The organism is Leifsonia sp. 71-9 (assembly GCF_001898805.1).
Taxonomy (GTDB): domain Bacteria; phylum Actinomycetota; class Actinomycetes; order Actinomycetales; family Microbacteriaceae; genus Leifsonia.
Genome location: NZ_MKVJ01000010.1, coordinates 121,106 through 144,554, shown reverse-complemented (window position 1 = coordinate 144,554; position 23,449 = coordinate 121,106). Strand labels below are relative to the sequence as shown.

Annotated in this window: 26 protein-coding genes; 7 read left to right on the top strand and 19 right to left on the bottom strand. The window is 69.4% G+C overall.

The genetic code is table 11. The features are described from left to right. The 12 genes from BGO91_RS06075 to BGO91_RS06020 form a co-directional block, all read right to left on the bottom strand. The coding region (locus BGO91_RS06075; RefSeq protein ID WP_290471956.1) for a T7SS effector LXG polymorphic toxin at positions 1-984 on the bottom strand (984 nt) is incomplete at its 3' end. Continuing rightward, on the bottom strand, positions 981-1,244 hold the full coding sequence (locus tag BGO91_RS06070) for a hypothetical protein (RefSeq protein WP_290471955.1): 264 nt from the start codon (positions 1,242-1,244) through the stop codon (positions 981-983). The genes BGO91_RS06070 and BGO91_RS06075, both read right to left, overlap by 4 nt. A gap of 28 nt (positions 1,245-1,272) precedes the next feature. Continuing rightward, complete coding sequence (locus BGO91_RS06065; RefSeq protein WP_290471954.1) at positions 1,273-1,608, bottom strand: hypothetical protein; 336 nt, start codon at positions 1,606-1,608, stop codon at positions 1,273-1,275. Next, complete coding sequence (locus BGO91_RS06060; RefSeq protein ID WP_290471953.1) at positions 1,583-1,972, bottom strand: DUF4176 domain-containing protein; 390 nt, start codon at positions 1,970-1,972, stop codon at positions 1,583-1,585. Before BGO91_RS06060 ends, BGO91_RS06065 begins: the two co-directional genes overlap by 26 nt. Next, complete coding sequence (locus BGO91_RS06055; protein ID WP_290471952.1) at positions 1,969-2,412, bottom strand: DUF4176 domain-containing protein; 444 nt, start codon at positions 2,410-2,412, stop codon at positions 1,969-1,971. Before BGO91_RS06055 ends, BGO91_RS06060 begins: the two co-directional genes overlap by 4 nt. Continuing rightward, a complete protein-coding gene (gene essC / locus BGO91_RS06050) occupies positions 2,409-6,890 on the bottom strand; it encodes a type VII secretion protein EssC (RefSeq protein WP_290471951.1) in 4,482 nt (1,493 codons plus the stop codon). The genes BGO91_RS06055 and essC overlap by 4 nt, the downstream gene beginning before the upstream one ends. Next, on the bottom strand, positions 6,887-8,026 hold the full coding sequence (essB, locus tag BGO91_RS06045; protein WP_290471950.1) for a type VII secretion protein EssB: 1,140 nt from the start codon (positions 8,024-8,026) through the stop codon (positions 6,887-6,889). Before essB ends, essC begins: the two co-directional genes overlap by 4 nt. Positions 8,027-8,029: 3 nt before the next feature. Continuing rightward, positions 8,030-8,269, bottom strand: a complete 240-nt coding sequence (locus BGO91_RS06040; protein ID WP_290471949.1) for an EsaB/YukD family protein — start codon at positions 8,267-8,269, stop codon at positions 8,030-8,032. Continuing rightward, on the bottom strand, positions 8,266-8,691 hold the full coding sequence (locus BGO91_RS06035; protein ID WP_290471948.1) for a hypothetical protein: 426 nt from the start codon (positions 8,689-8,691) through the stop codon (positions 8,266-8,268). The genes BGO91_RS06040 and BGO91_RS06035 overlap by 4 nt, the downstream gene beginning before the upstream one ends. 100 nt (positions 8,692-8,791) lie before the next feature. Beyond that, positions 8,792-9,082, bottom strand: a complete 291-nt coding sequence (locus tag BGO91_RS06030; RefSeq protein ID WP_290471947.1) for a WXG100 family type VII secretion target — start codon at positions 9,080-9,082, stop codon at positions 8,792-8,794. Between the two features lie 192 nt (positions 9,083-9,274). Beyond that, positions 9,275-10,552: a chloride channel protein gene (locus BGO91_RS06025; protein WP_290471946.1), complete on the bottom strand. Its 1,278-nt coding sequence runs from the start codon at positions 10,550-10,552 to the stop codon at positions 9,275-9,277. Between the two features lie 40 nt (positions 10,553-10,592). Then, a complete protein-coding gene (locus BGO91_RS06020; protein ID WP_290471945.1) occupies positions 10,593-11,231 on the bottom strand; it encodes a DUF4232 domain-containing protein in 639 nt (212 codons plus the stop codon). 120 nt (positions 11,232-11,351) lie between these two features. Here BGO91_RS06020 and BGO91_RS06015 point away from each other — a divergent pair, with 120 nt between their 5' ends. Next, positions 11,352-12,461 (top strand): ionic transporter y4hA, encoded by a 1,110-nt coding sequence (locus BGO91_RS06015; protein WP_290471944.1) that lies wholly within the window; start codon positions 11,352-11,354, stop codon positions 12,459-12,461. Between the two features lie 9 nt (positions 12,462-12,470). Then, on the top strand, positions 12,471-12,683 hold the full coding sequence (locus BGO91_RS06010; RefSeq protein WP_290471943.1) for a hypothetical protein: 213 nt from the start codon (positions 12,471-12,473) through the stop codon (positions 12,681-12,683). A gap of 6 nt (positions 12,684-12,689) precedes the next feature. On the opposite strand, the gene BGO91_RS06005 is transcribed toward BGO91_RS06010, so the two are convergent. After that, complete coding sequence (locus BGO91_RS06005; RefSeq protein WP_290471942.1) at positions 12,690-13,457, bottom strand: Ig-like domain-containing protein; 768 nt, start codon at positions 13,455-13,457, stop codon at positions 12,690-12,692. A gap of 235 nt (positions 13,458-13,692) precedes the next feature. Next, complete coding sequence (locus BGO91_RS06000) at positions 13,693-14,274, bottom strand: TetR/AcrR family transcriptional regulator (protein WP_290471941.1); 582 nt, start codon at positions 14,272-14,274, stop codon at positions 13,693-13,695. A gap of 87 nt (positions 14,275-14,361) precedes the next feature. Between BGO91_RS06000 and BGO91_RS05995 the strand changes: the two genes are divergently transcribed. Further along, positions 14,362-15,066 carry an SDR family oxidoreductase gene (locus BGO91_RS05995; RefSeq protein WP_290471940.1) on the top strand — a complete coding sequence of 235 codons (705 nt, stop codon included), beginning with the start codon at positions 14,362-14,364 and terminating at the stop codon, positions 15,064-15,066. Here BGO91_RS05995 and BGO91_RS05990 read toward each other — a convergent pair. Further along, positions 15,045-15,980, bottom strand: coding sequence for an aldose 1-epimerase family protein (locus BGO91_RS05990; RefSeq protein WP_290471939.1), 936 nt, complete (start codon positions 15,978-15,980; stop codon positions 15,045-15,047). The two genes, BGO91_RS05995 and BGO91_RS05990, sit on opposite strands and share 22 nt — an antisense overlap. 9 nt (positions 15,981-15,989) lie before the next feature. Next, positions 15,990-16,781: a DeoR/GlpR family DNA-binding transcription regulator gene (locus tag BGO91_RS05985; RefSeq protein WP_290471938.1), complete on the bottom strand. Its 792-nt coding sequence runs from the start codon at positions 16,779-16,781 to the stop codon at positions 15,990-15,992. Between the two features lie 82 nt (positions 16,782-16,863). Here BGO91_RS05985 and galT point away from each other — a divergent pair, with 82 nt between their 5' ends. Genes galT through BGO91_RS05965 form a run of 4 tightly spaced genes read left to right on the top strand, consistent with a single transcriptional unit; the run spans position 16,864 to position 20,613 of the window. Beyond that, positions 16,864-18,057 (top strand): galactose-1-phosphate uridylyltransferase, encoded by a 1,194-nt coding sequence (galT, locus tag BGO91_RS05980; RefSeq protein WP_290471937.1) that lies wholly within the window; start codon positions 16,864-16,866, stop codon positions 18,055-18,057. Then, entirely contained in the window at positions 18,054-19,214 is a 1,161-nt protein-coding gene (gene galK, locus BGO91_RS05975; protein ID WP_290471936.1) for a galactokinase, read from the top strand. The genes galT and galK overlap by 4 nt, the downstream gene beginning before the upstream one ends. Before the next feature lie 58 nt (positions 19,215-19,272). Continuing rightward, positions 19,273-20,088 (top strand): MBL fold metallo-hydrolase, encoded by an 816-nt coding sequence (locus BGO91_RS05970; protein ID WP_290471935.1) that lies wholly within the window; start codon positions 19,273-19,275, stop codon positions 20,086-20,088. Positions 20,089-20,097: 9 nt separating this feature from the next. Then, complete coding sequence (locus BGO91_RS05965) at positions 20,098-20,613, top strand: gamma carbonic anhydrase family protein (RefSeq protein ID WP_290471934.1); 516 nt, start codon at positions 20,098-20,100, stop codon at positions 20,611-20,613. A gap of 1 nt (position 20,614) precedes the next feature. Here the strand turns inward: BGO91_RS05965 and BGO91_RS05960 are convergent, their stop codons facing one another. From BGO91_RS05960 to glyA, 3 genes are all read right to left on the bottom strand, one after another. Further along, positions 20,615-21,133: a YbaK/EbsC family protein gene (locus tag BGO91_RS05960; RefSeq protein WP_290471933.1), complete on the bottom strand. Its 519-nt coding sequence runs from the start codon at positions 21,131-21,133 to the stop codon at positions 20,615-20,617. Then, positions 21,130-22,011 (bottom strand): bifunctional methylenetetrahydrofolate dehydrogenase/methenyltetrahydrofolate cyclohydrolase, encoded by an 882-nt coding sequence (locus tag BGO91_RS05955; RefSeq protein ID WP_290471932.1) that lies wholly within the window; start codon positions 22,009-22,011, stop codon positions 21,130-21,132. The genes BGO91_RS05960 and BGO91_RS05955 overlap by 4 nt, the downstream gene beginning before the upstream one ends. Before the next feature lie 93 nt (positions 22,012-22,104). Further along, the gene (gene glyA / locus BGO91_RS05950; protein ID WP_021765119.1) at positions 22,105-23,430 is read right to left on the bottom strand and encodes a serine hydroxymethyltransferase; all 1,326 of its coding nucleotides are present in this window, start codon (positions 23,428-23,430) and stop codon (positions 22,105-22,107) included. Between the last annotated feature and the right edge of the window lie 19 nt (positions 23,431-23,449).

Sequence of the window (23,449 nt, the reverse complement as noted above, 5' to 3'; positions counted from 1 at the left end):
CGCCTCGGCCGCCATCCCGACCAGGTTCAGCTCCTGACCGGTGGTTGCGATCGAGACGTGGTTGATCGCGTTGTTCACCCCGCCGATCAGCAGCGACCCGCCGAGGACCGTCAGCCCGAGGGAGAATCCGCCGGTGAACGGGGTCAAACCCAACCCGATGACCGTGATCACCGCCCCCGCAGCGATCTGCAACGCATCCCACAACAGATCCCAGCCGGCCTGCTCGCGGCGGGCCGCCTCCACATCCTCCGCATATCCGGAGAACATGGCCTCCCACCCGGCCGTGGCGACCTTCTGGTTCTGCTCGCAATACGTCAGCATTCCGGAGGTCAACTCACCCAGCTGCTGCAGAGTCAGAGAGAAACTCCCCGCCGTATAGGTGCGCCCCCGCCCCACCGTCAACGACCCGACGTTCTTGACGATCCGGCTCAACTCGGCGATCAGGTTCTGCACCTGCCCGAACCCGGGATCGGACGCCTCGAACGCTTCCCAGGCCTCCTTCTGCCCCTTGGCGATCGAATGCATCTGCTGCAGATCCTCCGCCGTCTGCTCCGCGGCCGCCGCTCCCGCTCCCCCGAGCGACACCAGATGGGAGGCATCCGCCGCGATCTGCCGCAGCTGGGCGCCGAACCCACGCAACTGCCCCATCCCGCCCTCCAGCTGAGACAGATGCGCGTCGTACTCGTCCTTCACCAGCCGGAAGTCGCCGTCGGCGTCGACCTGGGCATATCCGTCCCAGTACACGCCGACCGCCGTCTGGAACGTGGACAGAGCGATCAACAACGACTGCAGGATCGGCACATGCACTTCACGGACATACGCGCGCATCCCATCAGCACCCGCCCCGCTGACATCCCCCGACGCCGCCAGAGCATCCAACCCCTGAAGGAGATCACCCACCGCCTCGATCCGATTCGCAAGACCCCCCTGCAAACCCGGCGACGCGGCCTGCCACGCATCCGCAGAGAACTCCACCACACTCACTGCTTCGCGTCCTCGCGATCCTGCACCTCGATGTTCACCGCGAACCGGTCGAACTCCTCGGTGTCCTTCCGTGCCAGCTCCCCGTACGTGGCGATCAGACTGGACAGATCCGCATAGATCTTCGACACCGTCCGTGCCCCGGGAACGTTCAGCGGCTCTCCCCTGTCCCACCCGTCCTTCGTGCTTGCAACCCGAGACGTCAACGTGGAGACCTTCTTCGTCTCCTCGTGGAAGCCGTCCCTGACACTCCGCGTAGCCATCTCTACCCCTCCAGTCCCCTCAGTCGATTCAGGTCAGCGCTATCGCCACGGCCTGAGCCGAAAGGAGCGGATGCTCGACGGGATTGATCGAGAACGCCAGGCTGCGCTGCTTGCTCTTGCAGTCGCTGATCGCCTGACCGATCTGGTCGCCGATCCGCGAGTGGCCCGTCTTCGCCACCTCATAGCTCTCCGTGAAGCGGTTGCGCTTCTGTCCGGCCCACAACGCCCCGCCTGCCTTCTCGTACGCACTGATGCTGAGTTCGTTCACCGCGTCGCGGACGCTCTTGAGCCGGTCGATCACGCCCTCCAGTTCCCGGACGCGCGCCAGGGCCTGCTCATCACGCATCGTCGCCCACCAGGTCACGGACGCTCGCGAACGGATCCGCGTCCTCGACGGACGGCAGGGCCGACGTCGCCGTCGCGGCCGCGCTCGTCTGCCGCTGGAACCGGGCGTAGGCGTCATCCAAGATCTCGAGGACGAGATCGTTGTCCTCGTCTGCGTAGCCTTCGTGCACGATCTTGAGGATGTCGTCGTGGTTGAAGTAGGCGATGTTCGCGTCGATCATGCCCTCCGGGTACATGAACGCGCCGTAGTCGAAAAAGGCGTCCTCGACGATCGACCCGCGAGAGACGATCAAGAGCTTCTTCACGGAGCCCCTCAGAATCACGACGCTCCCCAGAGGAAGGAACGTTCGGTGATCGCCGAGCTCCTGCTGTTCCTGACTCATTTCCGTTTTCCTTTGCTGCGTAGCTCACTGAAGGGGTCGTTCGGGTTTATCGCCGCACCGCCGGGCGAGGCCGGCTCCGACGTCGGCGGCGCAACGGCGGGGAGGACGGCGGGTTTCGAGAGATCGACCGTCAGATCCGGTTCCGCATCGGACGGCTGCCGCTCGGGCGGCGCTTTCGCGTGTTCGAGCTGGTTCTTCGCGAACACGGCATCGTCGGGGTTCTCGAATCCGCGATGCACGACCTCCGCGATCTGCGTCTGTCTGATCACGACCTCTTTCACCCCGCCGGCCGCCCCCTGCGGATGCGGCACCGCTTTGTAGCCGGCCAGGAATCCCTCGGCGGGCTTCTGGAAGCCCCGCGCGACGATGATGTAGACGCCGTCGTCGTCTGCGATCGTGACGGCGCTCCCCAGCGGGAGCAACTCCGGAGTCTCGCTCACGCCGTCACCTCCTCCGAGCGCGGGAGCCTGATCTTCTCGAAGCCGCCGCCGCCGCGCAGCACGAAGAACGGCTCGTCGCTCCTCGGCTCGGCCTCGGCCGAACTCCCCATGCTCTTCACGAGTGGGCTGTCGTAGGCTCGTGCCCCGACCAGACCCGCGAACTTCAGCTCCCGGACGAGCTTGGGCACCGCGTCGAACGATTTGGCGACATAGTCGTGGCGGCTGAAGATCATGAAGTCCAGTCCTGCTTTGGACGTGTTCTTCACGGCGAGTGCGAAATCCTCGGCCTTGACATCCGTCTTGGCGATGAAATCCGCCAGGTTGGCGATCACGAGCACCATCGGGGCGCCCTGGGCCTTCTGCTTGTTGAGGGCGAGATAGGCGACCATGCCCGCGACGACCTGGCTGGCATCACCGGCGCTGGTGATGTAGCTGAAGTTCGAGGGGAGCGGGGTCTTGTCGAGCGCTTCGTCGAACGAGCCGTCGAAATCGACGATCATGAATTCCGTCTGCACCCGGCTGCCCTGCGCGAGCAGGACATCCTGGAACAGGAGCTCTTGCTCGTCATCCCGGGCCGCGAGCAGGAAGAAGGGCTGCGCCCGCGGGAGGAAGCCGACCGCCGTGGTGGTCGCTGTGGACAGCCCGAACGCGAGGCCTCCGGCGTCTTCGAGCCTTCCGACCGTTGCGAAGGAGTGGAACATCGCCGGCGTGAGCTCCGGCGGAACCATCGGGATCCGCGGCGGCCGCGCGCCCGTCCAGCCCGCGTCCAGCGCTGCGATCCGGTGTTCGAGTGCGGCGAGCGTCTCGGAGCCGTCGGCGCCGGGGGCCGGGAGGTAGAACTGGATCGCGGTGGGGACGTCGAGGAGCACCTGGCCGCGGCCGGGGAGGTCGACCTGCAGCAGCCGTTCCCGTCCCATGAGTTGCGCGAGTTCGCTCTCGTCGTTGAGGTAGAGGCAGAGTTTGGTCGAGATGTTGCTCAGCATGTTCACGCGGACTCCGCCGACGCGGCTCGCGCTCAGCACGAGTGTCACGCCGAGGGCGGATCCTTCGCGCAGCACCTGGAGGAGGAGGGAGTCGATCGCTTCCTTCCGCCGGTCGTTCGCGGTGAGGTTGTCGTACCCGTCGAGCACGTTCAGGACCATCGGCAGCGCCTGGCGGGTCTTCGCCCGGTACTGCTCCAGGTTCGCGACCCCCGCCTCCTTGAACAGCTGCTTGCGGGTGGCCAGCACGCCCCCGATCGACTCGAGCATCTTGCCGAGCTTCTCGGCCTCTTCGAGCGTGACGATGTCTGCGACATGCGGCAGGTCCGCGAGCGGCAGCAGACCGTTGTTCCCGAAGTCGATGAGGTTCACCTGCACCTGATCGGGAGTGCTGGCCGTCGCGAGGTTCACCACGAGGGTCTGCAGGACGGTCGATTTGCCATACCCCGGGCTGCCGAACACGGCGGTGTGCCCGTCGCGTGCGAGATCGAACGCGTAGTTCTCTTGCGCTTGCCGCGCCGGGATGTCCAGCATGCCCAGAGGGACGCCCAACCCGCTCCCCGGAGCCGGCGGCGGCGTGGGGATGCTCTCGGGCAGGTTCGGCAGCCACGGTCGATCCGGAGTCGTCAACGCATCGTCGCAGTGGAAGATGGTCGCGATCGTGTCGATGACGGCTTCCAGCTGCGTGGGAAGGTCGCTCGTGTCCTTGCCCTGCTCGACCTCTTCGTCGGGATCGTGGAACAGCTCGTACTGACCGACCTCGTTGATCTTGTAGATGCGCTCGTCGACCCGCTCGGTCACGGTCGCATCCGGGTCGTAGGGCACGCCCGCGTATCCGCTCTGGAAGAGCTCGTAGACCTCGTTCTGACCGACCTTCAGATAGCCGCGGCCGGGGTTCGTGATGTGGGCTGCATCGGTGGTCTTCAGCAGCTCGTTCGAGTCCTGCTCGCCGGCCATCTTCAGCGCGATCTTCGAGGTCGAGTTCGCCTCGATCTGGTCGTTCACGACACCGCTGGGTTTCTGCGTGGCGAGAATCAGATGCACACCGAGACTGCGGCCGATGCGAGCGACGGAGGTGAGCTCGTCGAGGAACTCGGGCACGTTCGCCTTGAGCTCGGCGAACTCGTCGGAGACCAGCACCAGGTGGGGCAGCGGCTTCGTGGGGTAGGTGACCTCGGGTTTCGGGTCGTGCCGCTGCTTGTACAGACTCATGTAGGCGTTGATGCTGTTCACGCCGTAGACGGCGAACTCGCGCTGGCGCTTGTTGAGCTCCGCTTTGATGCTCGCGAGCGCCCGCGCCGTGCCGGCACCGTCGAGGTTCGTGATGGCGCCCATGAAATGCGGGAGCTGGTCGAGGGTGTTCGCGATCCCCCCGCCCTTCCAGTCGATGATGAGCATGCCCACGTCTTCCGGCGAGAAGTTGATCGCGAGCCCGATGAGGTAGGTGGTCAGGAACTCCGACTTCCCCGAGCCCGTCGTACCTCCGACGAGGGCGTGCGGGCCGTGCGCGCGCTCGTGCAGATCCCAATGCACGTAGTCGGCCTTGCCCCGCCACCCGATCAGCGACGCGATCGATTTGTTCGGCTCGGCCCGGCTCCACCGTTCGGCGATCTGCAGGTCGTCGACGGAGGTGACCTCGTACTGCTCGAGCAGGCTCAGCGCCTCGGGCACGGCGTTCTTCTCGACCTCGAGGTGGTTCAGATTGGAGAGCCTCCGGAGCGAATGCTCCAGATCATCCGGCAAGGCGTACGGCGTGAACGGGGTCGCCACGTACACGTCGTTGTTCGTGACGAGTTCCCCTCGCACCCGATGCGGGCCCTGGATGAGAGCCGTCACCGTCTCCGGGAGCAGCTTCGCGTCCTCGCTGCACCAGATCACCGTCACGCCGAGATCGCTCATGTCCTCGGCGAGCAGTTCATTGATCCCGTGTCCAGCCAGGAGGCGGTCGTCGGAGATCGTGAACACGTAGTGCGGCGCGAACTGCGGCTTCTGAGTGCCCGCATCCTTCAGGAGCTGCCGGCGCTTCTGGAGGAGCTGATAGAACGTGTTCAGCACCACGTCGCGCAGCTTCTCCGAGTGGATCAGGCCGCGCATGTTGAGCTCCCTGAGCGTGAAGTGCGGCAGCAGCCTCCACGCGTTCCACGTCTTCGCATACGACTCGCGGGACAGCACGCTCACGAAGTTCAGGTCACGATACGAGTGGAAGAACGCGGTCTGGAACAGGAGCGACTGCAGGTAGTCGTCGACGACATCGGGCGGCCCGACGAGCCCGACCGTCTGCCCCGACAGACCGATGGTGGTCGGCACGTCGCGCTGCGTCTGGAACTCCGCGGCGAGGTCCGTCACGTGCTGGCCGTGCACGCTGGCGTCCTTCTCGTTCACGCCCGAGGAGACCTTCACCGCGGAGGGGCGGTCGGACAGCCCCAGCGACACCTGCAGGAAGTCCTTGTTGAAGCGCTGACGCTCGTAGATCCTCGGGTCGTACCGCTCGACCATCTCGGCGAGCGCGTGCGGGCTGGGCTGCTGATACAGCAGCACCTGGCGTTCGCCGGCATACGCGCGGGACACGTCGGCGATCGTGCGCACCAGGTAGCGGGTGTAGTCCTCGTCGGCCTGCGTCGCGGCCGCCTTCGCCTCCTTCTTGTCCGCGATGTACTGCGACACCGTGAAGGACGCGGTGAGCACGCTCGCGAGGCCCATTCCGATCAGCATCAGCGGGTTGTTGCCCGTGATGATCGTCGTCATGCCCGTGGCCGCGATCATGGAGAAGGGCGGCACCAGCATCCGCACGATACGGCTCTTGGGCTTGCCACCCGGCTTGTCCGGGCCCTGCAGCGTGAACTCGGCGTCCTCGACCTCGAGATTCATCTTCGGGGAGCGTCGGTAGTCGGGGAAGTCCGGCGGGAACTCGCTCACCGCCGGCTGGGTCAGGAGCCTCGTGTGATCGAGCACGAGGTCGGATCGAAGGTGCGTGATCTTGAACTGTCGAGGTCGCCTCTCGAGCAGGAACGCCTCGGTCAGCACCACCGTCCCCGCGGCGAGCTCGAAGATCCGACGGCCGGAGACCGCCGCACCGTCGACGTACACGAGCCGCTCCTGCGCGTCGACGATCAGCGAATCGCCGCGGATGATGAGAAGCGGTGCGGCCGGTGCCTGGATCCCGGCGTAGGCCACGTCGCCGATGACGAACTCCGCGCTCTGATCGATCGTGAAGGCCTCGGTGCGGGCACGGCTCGCCGAGACCACGAGGCAGGCGAGATCGCCCACCGTCTGCAGTCCATCGCTGAGCCTGTCGCCATCCGCGTAGACGGCGTCATTGACGACGCTCAGCTTGTGACCGCGATGCTCGACGAACGGGCGCTCTTCTGTGAGGGACAGCTTGATCGCCTGCTGTCCGTCGAGCACGTACACGAGGTACCGCAGCCGGCCTGCGTCGAGCCGGGAGTCGAGCGCGGCCTGGCGACGTTCCCCGACCACGTCCGTGGCGAACACGCTCATCCCTGCACCGCCTCGCCGGCCGAACCCGTGAGCTTCGCCGTCAGCTCGTCGATCGCCTTGGCGTACTCGTCGAGGAGCTTCTGCTTCTCACCGCCGGGCATGCGGGTATTGAGCTTCGTCGCCTGGTACAGGTCGGTGTAGGCCAGTAGCGTCAGCTGGTCGTCGCCGAGGTTCTGCGCGAGATCGAGCGCCTGGTCGAACTCGCCGCGACCGATCGCGATCCAGTAGTTCAGCGTGACGTCGTCCGATTTCTCGGAGACGTTGTTGAGGATCGCCTGCTTCTGCGTCGCCGTGAGGTCGTCCAGGTTGATGCTCGACACCGCGAGCACGTACTTCGCCGATGCCGGGAGCGATGCCGCCGCGTAGCCGTCCAGCTTTCCCAGGGCCCCGGAGTAGTCGCTCGCCAGGAACCGCGCCTGGGCGTCGACCACGGCGGTCTGCAGACGGTTCTGACTCTGGGCCTGCCACGCGAACACGCCGGCGACCAGACCGACGGAGGCGCCGACGATCCCCAGCACGCGGTACCAGGAGTAGCGGCGCTTGGAGACGCTCACCTTGGTCGCCGCTGCCGCCGCCTGCTCCGCTTTCAGCTGCGCGTCGATCAACGCGAAGAGCTCGTCCGTCGTGGTCGTCTGCCACACCGAGGTCGAGAACGAGTCCCGGAGGCCCTTCGCGCCGTCGAGAAGCTGCTCGAAAGCCAGCTTCGGGCGGTGGGTCTGGATCACCATCGCCTGCAACGACCGGAGGAACAGCGCCTCGTCGAACGACATCGGAGCGAGCATGCCCTGCAGGCCGCAGTGCACGACCCGGAGCCGGTCCGCGTTCAGGTACACGTTGTCCGGGTGGATCACCGGCACCCTGAAACCGCCCCGGTACGTGACACAGGCCGCGAGTTTCTGCGCCAGCGCCAAGCGGTCGAGGCGGGTCGTCGCCCGGCTCACGGCCTCGCTGAAGCCGATGTCGCCATCGCCGAGCGCGTACGCGATCTCGAGGCCGGAATCGGCCTCGCTCGCGTCGACATACCGACGGATGACGTCGAGGCACGCCTCGTCATAGCCGTTCTTGGACACTCCGACACGGAGGAGTCCCCCACCGGCATCGAACTCGAGGTCGGTGCCGTCGATCTGAATACGCATTGCTCAACTCTTCGTAGTGATTCGTAGACGGTCGCCGTTGCCGACACCGAATGATGCGATGACGTCGTGCCCGCCGAGGACGAGAGCCTTCCCGTCGAGCGCGAGCTCGTAGCCCTCCGGCAGGACCATGCCCTTCGCCGCGAACGCATCGCCGATCAGCCGCCGCAGCCGGTCGAACGTGACTTCGCCGGGCACGAGGAGATCGATCTGCTTCCCCCGGAACTCCAAGGTGATCTCGATCAATGGGATGCTCGCCTTCTTCTCGCCCAGAACCGCCCCAGGAACACGCCGACCAGGATCACGAGCGGGACGCCGATCACCAGTGCCAGGGTCGGGAGGATCGCCGACTCTTCGCGGGCTTCGACGGCCTGCGAGTGCACCTCGGAGGAGTAGCCGCCGAACAACCCGGCCCGCACCGCCGCATAGGCCTCGGTTTCGGAAGCAGACGGCTCGAAGGTCAGGGTGCCTGCGACGTCCAGCCGCTCGGCGCTCGCCTCCCGTTGCTCATCCGCACGAGCGGAGAGCTCCGGGGAGAAGAGCCGGCCGCGGACGGCGAAATCACCGACGGCCCCCGTTCCGACCGATTCGTCGACCAGGATGTCGGCGTTCAGGTTCAGACTCCCGTCGCCCGAATCATGCGGATCCCCCAGGGCGGGCGACGCCACGAGGACGCCCGCCGTCAGACCGACGGCAAGCGCCCACGTGACGCCCCGGGCGGCGGAACGCGACCGCCGTCGCAACTGCTCGCGCTCGTGCGGAAGGGGACTAGAAGCCGAAGCTCTGGGCGTCCTGTGCATCACGCTCGGCGATGGTGTCGGCGTACTTGTTCAGCTGCTCGTTGATGTTCACGAGCAGCTCCTCGAACTTCTTCACGCTCTCGTACATCTGGTTGTACTGCTCGAGGTACGCCTGGAAGGCCTGGCCTTTCCACTGCTCGGCGATGGTCGAGTTCATCTGATTGACCTTCTGGATCGCCTGCTCGATCTCTTCCTTCGAGCGGGTGTAGACCTGAGCCTGCTGCTTCAGTTCTTCCGGGGTGACGCTGATCTGGCCCATGGTGGCTCCTGTCTCCTGTAGAGTGCGAATGGTGACGCCAGAAATACTGCACGTGTATTCGGCGCATTACACACATAGAAAACATATCGGTTTTACGGGACGCAGATCAAGTCGGAGTCGGCTGGCGCCGTGGATCGGTCGAGCCAGGCGTGGCTCAGCGCCGCGCGAGACGTCGGGAACGGCCGGTGACGGCTAGGCGACGCCGGTGACCCGGCCGCGCTCCATCAGGTAGCCGACGGCGACGGCTCCGGCGATGCAGAGCATGAGCGGGGCGAGCAGCTGGAGGCCTTGATCCGTGAACTCCATGACCAGCACGAGCGCGGTGAACGGCGCGCGCATCGTGACGGCGAGGAACGCGGCGGCGCCGATGAGCGCGAAACCGGCGAGCGGGGCGCCCGGCCACACGAGGTCCCAGACGGCCCCGACCGTCAGACCGAGGCCGGCGCCGATCGCGAGGGAGGGGGTCAGAGTTCCGCCGGCGGCACCGGCGCCGATCGTGCCGACGGTCGACGCCGTCTTCACGAGGGTGATGGCGAAGATCAGCAGCACCGGCATCGCGGCGGTGAACGCCAGCTGCCCGAGCGACCGCCCGTTGCCGAGGATGGCGGGCAGCCACAACGAGACCACCCCGACGGCGGCGAAGACCAGCGGCATCACGATGAGGATGCCCCACGATTTCGGGCGGTGGCGCTGGGCGAACCCTGCGAGCTTCACGAACCCGACCGCCGCGAATCCGAGCAGGGGGCCGGCCAGCACGGACCACAGCACGATCGTCGGGGTGAGCGGCACCTGCTCGACGGCGTACAGCGGGTTGGCGGGAACGACGATGCGGGCGACGAGCGCGGCGATGGCGGAGGTCGCGAGGGCCGGGAGGATGGTGGCGAAGCTCACCTCGGCGAGCAGGATCTCGACGGCGAAGACGGCACCGCCGAGCGGCACGTTGTAGACGGCCGCGAGGCCGGCGCCCGCTCCGCACGCGACCAGGATGCGGCGCTCCCTGGCCGTCACGCCCGCACGGTCGGAGAGCCAGCCGGCCCAGAGCGCGGCGACCTCGCGCGGGGCCACCTCCCGGCCGATGGACGCGCCGAGGCCGACGATCACGATCTGCAGCGCGGCGTTGACGAGCGTCACGATGCCGGGCATCCGGCGTCCGCCGACCGACGCCTCCACGGAGACGACGGCGTGATCGGGCCGACGCCGGCCCCACAGCCGGAGCAACCACCAGCCGACGCCGCCGATGACACCGGCGACGACCAGCGCGACCACCCGGCTGACCGGCGGAGCCTCCTGCAGGCCTTCGAGGAACGTGCCTTCCGAGTAGCCGAAGGCGAGGTGCTGGATGGCGTGGAGGGCGAGGTAGACGAGCGCGCCGCCGATGCCGCCGCCCACCCCCACGAGCGCGGTGACGACGACGAGGCGGATCACCCAGGAGGGGGTGCCGGGGCGACGCACGGCTCGGGCGGAAGGCACGGCTCCAGCGTAATGGAGCAGGCCGTCGCGATAGCGCGGGTCAGGCTCCCGGGACGAGGGCCTTCACCGTCAGCAGGGAGACGGAGCTCGACTGGCAGGCGGTCACGTCCGCGTCCTTCACGAAGAGCGACTCGGTCGACCCGGGCGGGTAGACGCGGAAGCCGTCCGCCTGCTTCGGGTTGCAGTCGGACTGCGAGTAGTTCAGGGCCTGCACGATCTTCAGCGCCGCCTGAGCGGTGCCTCCCGGCTTCAGGGTCACCGTGTCGTGCGGCGAGCTGCGGTCGAAGTCGGCCGGGGCACCGAGCTGGGTCCCGTTGCCGTCGCCCACGAACGAGACGCCCGGCCAGCCCTGCAGCGAGCACTCCGCCGTGCCGCCGTTGGTCAGCACGAGGGTGACCTCGCTGCTGCCCGCCGCTCCGCCTCCTCCGGGCTGGATGCTGCCGGTGAGGCTGCTCGTGGCGCACTGCCCGTCGACCGGCGCCGAGGTGCTGGTGCCGGTGGGCCGCGAGGTCGGGCCGGGAGAGGACGAGGTGGTCGACGTGGACGAGAGCGGGGTCGACGTCGGCGAGCCGGACGAGGAGCACCCCGCCACGGCGAGCGCCAGGGCGCCGGCGGCGAGCGCGACGGCGGCCAGGCGCGAGGCGGCGGGACGGGACGAGGGAATCCGTGAGCGGGCCATGCGTCCATCCCACCAGCCGGAGCGCCCCGCGCCGTGGCAGCGCGCCGGGAGAGGTCCGGATCGGCCGCCGGACCGAGGCCACCCATGTGGTGTGGAGACGCACCCTGGCAGGATGGACCCATGAAAGCGATCGCATCCTGGCTCACACGCTATTGGGCGGTCGTCGTCCCGATCATCGGCGTCGTCCTGCTCGTCGCCTTCTGGACGGTCGAGCTCCAGCCGTGGGCGGTCGTGCTGATCGCCCTGGTGCTCGGCGGCACCGTCCTGGCGGCGGTCCAGCACGCGGAGGTCGTCGCCCACCGGGTCGGCGAGCCCTTCGGCTCCCTGGTGCTCGCGGTGGCGGTGACCGTGATCGAGGTGGCGCTGATCGTGACGCTGATGACCTCGGGCAAGGACTCCGAGACGCTCGCCCGCGACACCGTCTTCTCGGCCGTCATGATCACGATGAACGGTATCGTCGGCCTCTCGCTGCTCCTCAGTTCGAGCCGCGGGTCGATGACCTCGTTCAACCCCAAGGGCAGCAGCGCCGCGCTCGCGACGGTCACCGCGATGGCGACCCTCACGATGGTCGTGCCCACGTTCACCGAGACGCCGGGCCCGCAGTTCTCGCCGAGCCAGCTCGTGTTCGCAGCACTGGCCTCGATCTCCCTGTATGCGATGTTCGTCTTCACGCAGACCTTCGCGCATCGCGACTTCTTCCTGCCGGTCGCTCTGAAGCCCTCGGAAGGAAACGGCAACGAGGACGACGAGGACAGCCACGCCGAGCGGCCGTCGAACCGCACCGCGCTGATCAGTCTCGGCCTCCTCCTGGTCGCCCTGGTCGCGGTCGTCGGCCTCGCGAAGCTCGAGTCGACACCGCTGGAGCGCGCGGTCACCGCGGTCGGGCTGCCGCAGTCGTTCGTCGGTGTGATCATCGCGCTGCTGGTGCTGCTGCCGGAGGGCATCGCGGCCGCGAAGGCGGCGAAGCTCAACCGGATGCAGACGAGCCTCAACCTCGCCCTCGGCTCGGCCATCGCGAGCATCGGCCTCACCATCCCGGTGATCGCCGTCGCCTCGATCTGGCTCCCCGGCGCACTGCACCTGGGTCTCGGCGCCAGTCAGATCGTGCTGCTGGCCCTCACCGTCGCCGTCAGCATCCTGACGCTCATGCCGGGACGCGCGGTGCGGATGCAGGGCGGCATCCACCTCATCCTGTTCGCGGCCTTCATCTTCCTCTCGGTGGCGCCGTAGCCTGGCCCCATGGGTTCCCGGGATCCGCGCGTCGACGCCTACCTCGAGCCGCTGCCGGATCCCGACGGGCTGATCACGGCGGGGCACACGAACACCACGGCCCGCACGATCGGGTTCCGCGAGGGAGACCCGATCGCGCGGGAGGCGCTGCTCGCCTTCCTGCGCCGGCTGATCGCGGACAACCGCGCCGGCGGCTGGCGGGCGATCGCGAAGCGAGGCTAAAGGCCGTCAGACCGCCGTGCGGGTGCGGCGACGACGCAGCACCAGGACGCCGAGCCCAAGGACGAGAGCGCTCGCGGCGAGCGTGCCACCGGTGACGGGGTCGACGAGCGGCGTGCTCTCGGATTCGCTGACGATGGTGAAGTCGGCGTCGAACGACTTCGAGCCCTGGGTGAAGGTGATCGTCGTCGGGCCCTGAGCCAGATCGCTGAGGGTCGCCGACCAGGTGCCGTCCTGGCCGACGACGGCGCTGCCGACCGGCGAACCGTCAGCGGTGCGCACGTCGACCTGAGCGCCGGGACTTCCGACGCCGGTCACGACCGCCCGGTCGACGGGAAGCCCCTCGCCCGCACCCGGCGACCGCAGCTCGAACGGGTTGTCCATGGTGTAGAGATTGCCGCCGCTGACCGTGTCGTGGCAGAAGAAGACGAGGGTCAGACCGTCCGCGACGGCTCCCGTCGCGGTGATCTCGAGCGCTCCCCCGGGGCCGACCGTGCCGGCGCCGATCTGGATGCCGTCATCGCAGACGGCCGAGCCGCCCGAGAAGAGAGGCATGGCCATCAGCCGCACCGGATCTCCCTCGACCGCGAGATCACCCACGTTCCCCGCATACACCTGACCGGGCGCGACCGTACTGCTCGCCACCGGACTCGTCATCGCGAAGTCGTCCGCGGCGCGGTCCTCGATCAGGGCGGCCGACGCCGCGGCGGGGACGGCGACGACCGCGCCGACGGCGACGGTCGCGGAGATCAGGAGGGTGCGGAGAGAACGATTCATGGGCGATTCCAACTCTGGTCGGGGGAAATAACACAAGCGCCAGTCGGCCGTGCTCTGATGGCCGGCGGGGATGAGGAATATTAGAACGGTCAGTACACCCCTTTTCCGAGGCTTCCTCAGGGAGACACGTAGTGCAGCACACGACGAAGCGCGTTCCCGGCACATGTGATCAGTAGTCGCAGCTCGCGAGCTCAGCAATCACCCGCTGAAAGCTGGGTAGGACAACGACGTTCGCTCAGCGGCTGCGGGCGACGGCCGCGTCGAAAAGCTCCTCTGCCGCGAGACGGGCAGCGATCGGGGTCCCCCCGCACAGCGCCGCGCTCGCGGAGGCGCCGTCGAAGAGCAGCGTCAGCTGCACCGCGAGAAGGTGTGGCTCCGAGGCTCCCGCGGCGACCGCCTGGCGCTCGAAGAAGGCGGTGAGCTCGCCCTTGAAGTGCTGCGCCACCTGCGCCGCGGGATGCTCGCGGTCGCGCAGCTCGGTGGCGACGTTGACGAACGGGCAGCCGAAGAAGTCGCTCGCCTCGGCCGCCGCGTGCAGCGCGTCGTAGACGTGCAGGACGCGCTCGCGCGGGGGGAGGTCGTCGCTCTCGGTGAAGTAGCCGGCCACGACGCGCGGTCCGTACTCCCGCAGCATCTCGGCGACGATGGCGTCCTTGCCGTCGAAGTGCTGGTAGATCGAGCGTTTGGAGACCGCGGCCTCCTGGGCGATGCGATCGACACCGACCGCGTTGACGCCTTCGCCGATGAAGAGCCGGGCGGCGGCGGCGAGCACCCGCTCGCGCGGCTTGGGCCGGGGCGCGACGGCGGAGGTGGTCATGCGCCGATTCTACGGGCGGCGATGGACAAAGTAAACCGATCTGTGTACATTGCGAGTACACCGATCTGTTTACTTTTGGAGGAACCCATGACCGACCTCACCGGCCGCATCGCCCTCGTCACCGGAGCCAACCGCGGACTGGGAGCCGCCTTCGTCGCCGGGCTGCTCGAGCGCGGCGTCGCGAAGGTCTACGCGGCCGCCCGTCGCCCCGAGACCGTCACGAGCGATGACCCGCGGGTCGTCCCGCTCGCGCTCGACGTGACCGACCCCGAGAGCATCCGGCGCGCTGCCGAGGTCGCGAGCGATGTGACCGTCCTGGTCAACAACGCCGGCATCGCCGTGAACCAGTCGCTCGTCTCGGGAGACCTCGACGAGATCCACCGGGAGTTCGACACGAACTTCTGGGGGCCCGTCCTGGTCACCCGCGCCTTCGCACCCGTCCTGGCGCAGAACGACGGCGGCGCGATCGTGAACATGCACTCCGCGCTGAGTTGGCTCGCGCTCGGCTCGTACAGTGCGACCAAGGCCGCGCTGTGGTCGGCGAGCAACTCCGCGCGCGTCGAGCTGGCGCCGCAGGGCATCCAGGTCGTCGGCGTGCACGTCGGCTACGTCGACACGGAGATGGCCGCCAACGCCGAGGGCGTGAAGGTCCCGCCGGCGCAGGTCGTGGACGAGGCGCTGGACGCGGTCCTCTCCGGAGACGCGGAGGCGATCGTCGGCGACGTGGCCCGCCAGGTGAAGTCGAAGCTCCACGAGGACGTGCGCGCCCTCTACCCCCAGCTGGCCAAGTAGGACGAGGCGGCGAAGCCCTCGGGCCGGATGCCCCAGCTCGCCGTCCACTCCTCGCCGGGCGCGATCCAGTGGAGCCCCTGCCCGGTGTTGAGCGCGTTGGCGGGCGCGGTCATGGGCTCGACCGCGAGCGCGACCTCCCCCGGCGCCTTCGTGGCGAAAGCGCGGTGCGTGAAGACCTGCACGTAGGCGAAAGCGGGATCGGTCCAGAGGATCACGCGCCGGCCGTCGTCGGCCGCGAGCACGTGCTCCGGCCGCTCGGCGAGCCCGCCGAAGCCGTCGTTCACGTCCAGGTCGCTCACGCGCGCGCCCGCCGAGAGGTCGAAGCGCGTACCGGCGACGGGGACCTCCCCGGTCACGTTGAGCCGGTCGTCGGTCTCGAATCGCGTGGCCGCGGTCACCGTCAGCGTGAGCTGCTCGGCGGGCATGTCGCCGATCCGGAGGTAGGGGTGGGCGCCGACGGCGACGGGCGCGGGACGCTCCCCGCGGTTGGCGATCGTGTGCGTGACGGTGAGGCCCTCGGTGTCCAGCTCGTGCTCGACCGTGGTGTCGAGGAGGAACGGATAGCCGGCCTGCGGGTAGATGCTCGCCGCCTGCGTGACCGACGAGTCGGTGCGGGCGACGAGGGTGTACGGCTGGTAGCGCAGGAGGCCGTGACTGGCGTTCCCGAGCTGCGGCTCGGTGAGGGCGAGCTGCTGCACGACGCCGTCGAGCTCCCAGCGGCCGTCTTTCACGCGGTTGGGCCACGGGACGAGCGCGATGCCATCGGCGGAGGGCGGGGTGGACTCCTCCGGGAACGGCTCCGTGAGGTCGACACCCGCGTAGCGCAGGGTGCGGATCCCCGCCGCCACCTGGGTGATGGTCGCGCTCAGGTCGCCGAATTCGATGTCGTACTGGTCGCCGGTGGGTGCACGCATGGCCACAGCCTAGGCCCCGGCGACGGTGACCGGCAGACCGGTTTCGCGCAGCGCGGACAGCTCCTCCGGAGCCGCCGAGACACCGGTGATGAGCGCCGAGATTTCGTCGACGGCGGCGATGCGGCCGAGGTGGGTGCGGCCGAGCTTGGAGCCGTCGGCGACGACGACGGCGCGCTCCGCGGTCGTCACCATCGCCCGCTTCAGGTCCGCCTCGGGCAGGTTGACGTTCGTGATGCCGCCGACGGGATGGACGCCGGTGCAGCCGATGAAGGCGAGGTCCGCGTGCACGCGCTCCAGCAGGCTGGAGGCCAGCGGCTCGACGAGCGAGTGCTGCAGCGGGCGCAGCGTCCCGCCGGTCACGACGACCTGGAAGTGCGGGATGGCGCGCTCCAGCTCGAGCGCGATGGTCAGACCGTTGGTGATCACGGTGACGTCGGTGAGGTCGTCCCGGTCGGCCAGGGCGCGCGCGATGGCGGCCGTCGTGGTGCCCACGTCGAGCAGGACGCTGCTGCCCGGCACCACGAGCGCGGCCGCGGCGAGCGCGATGGCGCGCTTCTCGTCCGCGGACGCCTCCAGCGCCTCCTCGAAGCTCGCCTCGCGCATCCCGGTGCCGCGGAGCACGGCGCCACCGTGCACGCGGCGGATGGCCTGCCGGTCGTCCAGCGCGTCGAGGTCGCTGCGCACCGTGACGTCGGAGACCTGGAACTCCTCGCTCAGCTCGCTGACCCGGACGAAGCCGGCGCGGCCGATCCGTTCGAGCATGCGCTCCCGGCGGAGGGCGGCTGGTAGCGGTTCGCTCATACGCACCATCGTGTTCCGCTTGCGTTTGCTTGTCAATGCGAAAGCGAATGACTAGATTTGCTTTCGGAAACGAAAGGCTGGCATGGCTTCCATCACCAAGCGCCCGCACGTCCTCTCCGACGGCCGGGACCTCATCTACTACGACGACGCGGACTCGACGCTCGCGCCCGACCGCGCGCCCGACCTGCGCGAGCCCGCGCCGCGCCCGGCGACGGCGACCATGCGCCAGGATCCGCTGACCGGCGAGTGGGTGTCCATCGCAGCCGCCCGCCAGAACCGGGTGATGCTGCCGCCCGCCGAGCTGGACCCGCTCGCCCCGGCCACGCCGAGCAATCCGTCCGAGATCCCGAGCGTCTACGACGTGGCGGTCTTCGAGAACAAGTCGCCGTCGTTCGGGCCGCTGCTCGAGGACCCGAACGCCCCCCTCGGCCTCGACGACCTGGCCGAGGTCGGTCTCGGCCGCACGCGCACCTCCGTCGGCCGCTGCGAGGTCGTGTGCTTCAGCCCCGCGACGAGCGGCTCCTTCGGAAGCCTCACGCCCTCCCGCGCCCGCACCGTCATCGAGGCCTGGGCGGACCGCACCGCGGTGCTCTCCGCGCTGCCCGGCGTGCGCCAGGTCTTCCCGTTCGAGAACCGCGGCGAGGCCATCGGCGTCACCCTGCATCACCCGCACGGCCAGATCTACTCGTACCCGTACATCACCCCGCGCACCAACGCCCTCATCCGCTCGCTCGACTCCTACGGGCCGACGCTGTTCGCCGACATCCTGGAGCGCGAGCGCGCTGCCGAGCGCGTCGTGCTGGCCGGCGAGCACTGGACGGCGTTCGTGCCCTTCGCCGCCCGCTGGCCCATCGAGATCCACGTGCTCCCGCACCGTCACGTCGCCGACTTCGCGGAGACGAACGACGCCGAGCGCGACGAGCTCGCGACGCTCTACCTCCGCGTTCTGCGCGGTGTGGATGCGCTCTACGACTCCCCCACGCCCTACATCGCCGCCTGGCACCAGGCTCCGGTCGACGTACGGCGCGACGAGATCCGCCTGATGCTGCAGATCACCTCTCCGCGTCGTGCCGCGGATAAGCTGAAGTTCCTGGCCGGTTCCGAATCCGCGATGGGTGCGTGGATCGGCGACGTCCCTCCCGAGAAAGCCGCAGTGGCTCTCCGCGAGGCCGTCGCCCGCGCCGATCGCGAGAACCCCGTCGGCGAGCTGCCTTCGGGCATCTCCGGCCTCGTCACCGTTCCCCCCGCCCCTTCCGACCGAAAGGCCGACCGATGACCGATCTGCGCTCCGGCGTCCGCGACGACTTCGCCGAGGTGTTCGGGCGCCAGCCCGACGGCGTCTGGTCCTCCCCCGGCCGCGTCAACCTCATCGGCGAGCACACCGACTACAACGAGGGATTCGTCCTCCCGTTCGCGATCAACCGCCGCACCGTCGCCGCTCTCGGTCTGCGCGACGACCGCACCGTCCGCGTCGGCAGCACCTTCGCCGACGAGCTCGTGGAGATCGACCTCGACGCGATCGGCCCGGACGCCCTCTCCGGATGGTCGGCCTACCCGCTCGGCGTGGCCTGGGCGCTCGGTGAGTTCGGGGCCGACCTGGCCGCCGTGCCGGGCTTCGACGTGCTCATCGACTCCAACGTCCCCGTCGGCGCCGGCCTGTCGTCGTCCGCCGCGATCGAGGGCGCCGTCGCCCTCGCGCTGAACGACGTGTGGCGGCTCGGACTCGACCGTCAGACGCTCGCCCGCGTGGGCCAGCGCGCCGAGAACGTGGCCGTCGGAGCCCCGACCGGCATCATGGACCAGTCCGCCTCGCTGCTGGGCGAGCCGGATTCCGCCGTGTTCCTGGACTGCCGCACCCTGCACTCCGAGGTCGTGCCGCTGGGGCTGGCCGAGGCCGGGCTGGAGATCGTCGTGATCGACACCGGCGTGGAGCACGCGCACGCCACGGGCGGCTACGCGGAGCGTCGCGCCTCCTGCGAGGCCGGAGCCGCCGCGCTCGGAGTCGAGTCGCTCCGGGATGTCTCGGTCGCCGATCTGGACCGCGCCCGTGAACTGCTCGACGATGTGACCTTCCGCCGCGTCCGCCACGTCGTCACGGAGGACCAGCGCGTGCTCGACACCGTGCGCACCCTGCGCGAGCAGGGCCCGACCGCGATCGGGGAACTGCTCGACGCCTCCCACGCCTCCATGCGCGACGACTTCGAGATCTCCGTGCCCGAGCTCGACCTCGCCGTCGAGACGGCGCAGTCCAGCGGGGCCATCGGCGCGCGCATGACCGGCGGCGGCTTCGGCGGCTCGGCGATCGCGCTCGTGCCGTCCGACGCGGTCAGCCGCGTGCTCGTGGCGCTCGACGGCGCCTTCGCCGAGCACGGCTTCGGCCAGCCGAACCTCTTCACGGTGGTCCCGTCCGAGGGCACGCGCCGCGAGAGCTGACCTCCGACGGTCGCCGGCGTTAACCTCCCGGCAACCGCGCGGGAGGAAGATGGCGGGGATGACGGATCCGGAGATCACCTGGCTCGACGCCGACACCGTGCAGCTGCGACAGCCGAAGTCCTCGCACTGGGAGGCGCCGTTCCTGTTCCTGCTCTTCGGCCGGCGGCGCGCTTTGCTCCTCGACACCGGGGCGACCGCCGACGAGTCCGTCTTCCCCCTCCGCGCGACCGTCGACCGCCTCACCGACACCTGGCTGCGACGCAACCCCGCGGTGTTCCTGCGGCCGTATCCGCTGGTCGTGGCGCACACGCACGCGCACCGCGACCACATCGCCGGCGACCCGCTCCTCGCCGTGCGCCCCGCGACGACGGTCGTCGGGACCACGCCGGCGCAGGTGATCTCGTTCTTCGGGTTCCACTCCTGGCCGGACGAGGTCGTGGAGTTCGACCTCGGCCAGCGCCCGATCGACGTGATCGGCGGCCCGGGCCACGAGCCGTCCGCCGTCGTGTTCTTCGACCGCCGGACCGGCATCCTCTTCACCGGCGACACCGTGCTGCCCGCCCACCTCTACATCCGGGACCGGGCGCAGTACAGCGCGACGATCGACCGGCTGATCCGGTTCCGCGACACGGCCCCCGCGCGCGTGCGCGAGCTGCGGGGCGCTCACATCGAGATGACCCGGGAGCCCGGTGTCGCCTACCCGCCCGGGACGATCGACCAGCCGGCGGAGCCCGCCCTCGAGCTGCCCCCGCGCATCCTCAACCGGGTGCGCGCGGCGCTCGACGACCTGCCGGACTCGCCGGACGGGCGCGTGGTGCGCAAGCGTTTCATCGTCGTCGACGAGAGCCCGGAGAGCGCCGCGCGCGCTGGCTAAGCTGACGGGATGAGCACCCTCGTCACCCTCGCCGACGGCTCGGCGCCGACCATCGCTCCCGATGCCTTCATCGCCCCGGGCGCCGTCCTCGCCGGGCGCGTGCGCCTCGCCGCCTCCTCGAGCGTCTGGTACAACGCCGTGCTCCGCGCCGAAGCGGAGGACATCGTGCTGGGCGAGCGCAGCAACATCCAGGACAACGTCTCGTGCCACGTCGACGCGGGCTACCCGCTGACGATCGGAGCGGACGTGTCGGTCGGCCACAACGCAGTCCTGCACGGCTGCACGGTCGAGGACGGAGCGCTGATCGGGATGCACGCGACCGTGCTCAACGGCGCGGTCATCGGGGCCGGGTCGCTGGTCGCGGCCGGGACGGTCGTGCTCGAGGGGACGATCGTCCCTCCCGCGTCGCTCGTCGCGGGCGTTCCCGGCAAGGTCCGCCGCGCACTCACGGAGGAGGAGCGGGCCGGTCTCGTCGGCAACGCCTCCGCCTACCTGCGCCTGGTGGAGGCGCACCCGCGGGGCTGACTCAGCGCTCGGTCGCGCCGGAATCCGTGGCGGACGGCTCCACCGCGCCGGGCTCCCCACCCGTCAGCCGCACCAGCTCGGCGAACGTCGTCGGGAACACCGTGTGCGGGTGTCCCGCCGCGGCCCACACCTCGGGGTAACCGGCCAGCGCGACATCCACGATCGTGCGCAGCGGGGCGGGATGACCGACCGGAGCGACTCCGCCGATCGTCTGCCCCGTCGCGGACTTCACCGTCTCGGGATCGGCCCGGCGGATGCGCCCGCCGAGCTGCTCGCCGAGGAAGGCCGTGTCGACCCGGTGCGCGCCGGAGGTCATCACCAGCAGTGGCTCGCCGTCGATCGTGAACACGAGCGAGTTCGCGATCGCGCCCACCTCCACGCCGAGCTCGGCGGCGGCGGACACGGCCGTCGGCGTCGCCGCCTCGAACCAGCGCACCCGCGGCTCGACGCCGGCGGCGAGCAGGGCGGACTCGACCCGCTCCACGGCGGGGTGCGTCCGCCCGGCGCCCTCCCCGCTCATGCCAGCACCCGCTCCGCGGACTCGACCACGTTCTGCAGCAGGAGCGCCCGGGTCATCGGGCCGACGCCTCCCGGGTTCGGGGAGATCCACGCCGCGACCTCGGCGACATCCGCCGCCACGTCGCCGGCGACCACGCTCGTGCCGGTGAGCGGGTCCTCCACGCGACTCACGCCCACGTCGAGGACGATCGCGCCGGGCTTCACGTTCTCGGCCGAGACCAGGCCCGCGACGCCCGCGGCGGCCACGATCACGTCGGCGCGCTTGAGGTGCTCGTCGAGGTCGACGGTGCCGGTGTGCGTGAGCGTCACGGTCGCATTGTATTCGCGACGGGTCAGCAGCGCGCCGATCGAGCGGCCGACGGTGACGCCGCGGCCGACGATGACGACGTGCTTGCCGTTCAGGTCGATCCCGTGCCGCTCCATCAGCTCGACGACGCCACGCGGGGTGCACGGGAGGGGCGTCGTGATCGGGCGGTTGACGTTCAGCATCAGGCGGCCGAGGTTCGTGGGGTGCAGGCCGTCCGCGTCCTTGGCCGGCTCGACGAGTTCGAGGACCGCGTCGGTGTCGAGGTGCGGCGGCAGCGGGAGCTGGACGATGAACCCCGTGCAATCGGGGTCGGCGTTCAGCTCCTCGATCACGGCCTCCAGCTCGGTCTGCGAGATGTCGACGGGGAGGTCGCGGCGGATGGAGGCGATGCCCACCTCCGCGCAGTCGCGGTGCTTGCCCGCGACGTACCACTGCGAACCCGGGTCGTCGCCGACCAGGATCGTGCCGAGCCCGGGCACGATGCCCTGCTCGCGCAGGCGCGCCACGCGTTCGGCCAGTTCGCTCTTGATCGCGGCGGCGGTCGCCTTGCCGTCCAGAATCTTCGCCGTCATCGTCTCTCCGTCATCGAACCGTCGAGTACGCGAATACTGCGCGTACTCGACGGTTCTCGCCCGACTCTTCGTGTACTCGAGGGTGCGGAGCGGTCAGATCGAGGAGGGGAGCTCGACCGGGAACGCGTCCTGGCCGGAGGGGGTCAGGCCGGGGTAGAGCGGGAACGCCGCGGTCAGCGCGTCCACGCGCGAGCGCAGCGCGGCGGTGTCGGCGCCGGGCACGAGCGCACTGCCGATGATGTCCGCCACCTCGGTGAACTCGGTGTCACCGAAGCCGCGGGTCGCAAGGGCCGGCGTGCCGATCCGGAGGCCGGAGGTGACCATCGGCGGGCGCGGGTCGAACGGCACGGCGTTTCGGTTGACGGTGATGCCGACCTCGTGCAGCACATCCTCCGCCTGCTGACCGTCGAGCTGCGAGTTGCGCAGGTCGGCGAGCACCAGGTGCACGTCCGTGCCGCCGGTGAGCACGTCGACGCCGGCCGCGCGCGAGTCGTCGGCGGTGAGGCGGGAGGCGAGGATCTGCGCACCGCGGATCGTGCGCGCCTGGCGGTCCTTGAACTCCTCGGTCGCGGCGAGCTTGAACGCGGTCGCCTTCGCGGCGATCACGTGCATGAGCGGGCCGCCCTGCTGACCGGGGAACACGTTGGAGTTGAGCTTCTTGGCGAGCTCGGTGTCGCGGCTGACGATGAAGCCGGAGCGGGGGCCGCCGATGGTCTTGTGCACCGTCGAGCTGACGACGTCCGCGTAGGGCACGGGCGACGGGTGCAGCCCCGCGGCGACGAGGCCGGCGAAGTGCGCCATGTCGACCCAGAGCTTCGCGCCGACCTCGTCCGCGATCTCGCGGAAGGCGGCGAAGTCGAGGTGGCGGGGGTAGGCCGACCAGCCGGCGATGATGACCTGCGGCTTGTGCTCGCGGGCCTTGTCGCGCACCACGTCCATGTCGACGAGGAAGGTCTCGGGGTCGACGCCGTAGGAGACGGCGTTGTAGAGCTTGCCCGAGAAGTTGAGCTTCATGCCGTGGGTCAGGTGGCCGCCGTGGGCGAGCTCCAGGCCCAGGATGGTGTCGCCGGGGGTCGCGATCGCGGAGAGGACCGCGGCGTTGGCGGAGGCGCCGGAGTGCGGCTGGACGTTCGCGTACTCGGCGCCGAACAGGCTCTTCGCCCGGTCGATCGCCAGCTGCTCGGCGATGTCCACGTACTCGCAGCCGCCGTAGTAGCGGCGGCCGGGGTAGCCCTCGGCGTACTTGTTGGTGAGGACCGAGCCGACGGACTCCAGCACCGCGCGCGGCACGAAGTTCTCGGAGGCGATCATCTCGAGGTAGTCGCGCTGGCGGCCGAGCTCGAGCTGCAGCACCTCCGCGATCTCGGGGTCGACCTCCGCGAGCGGGGCGGTGAAGGTCGAGGGCAGGGTGTCGGTCACAACGGGCTCCTTCGGACAG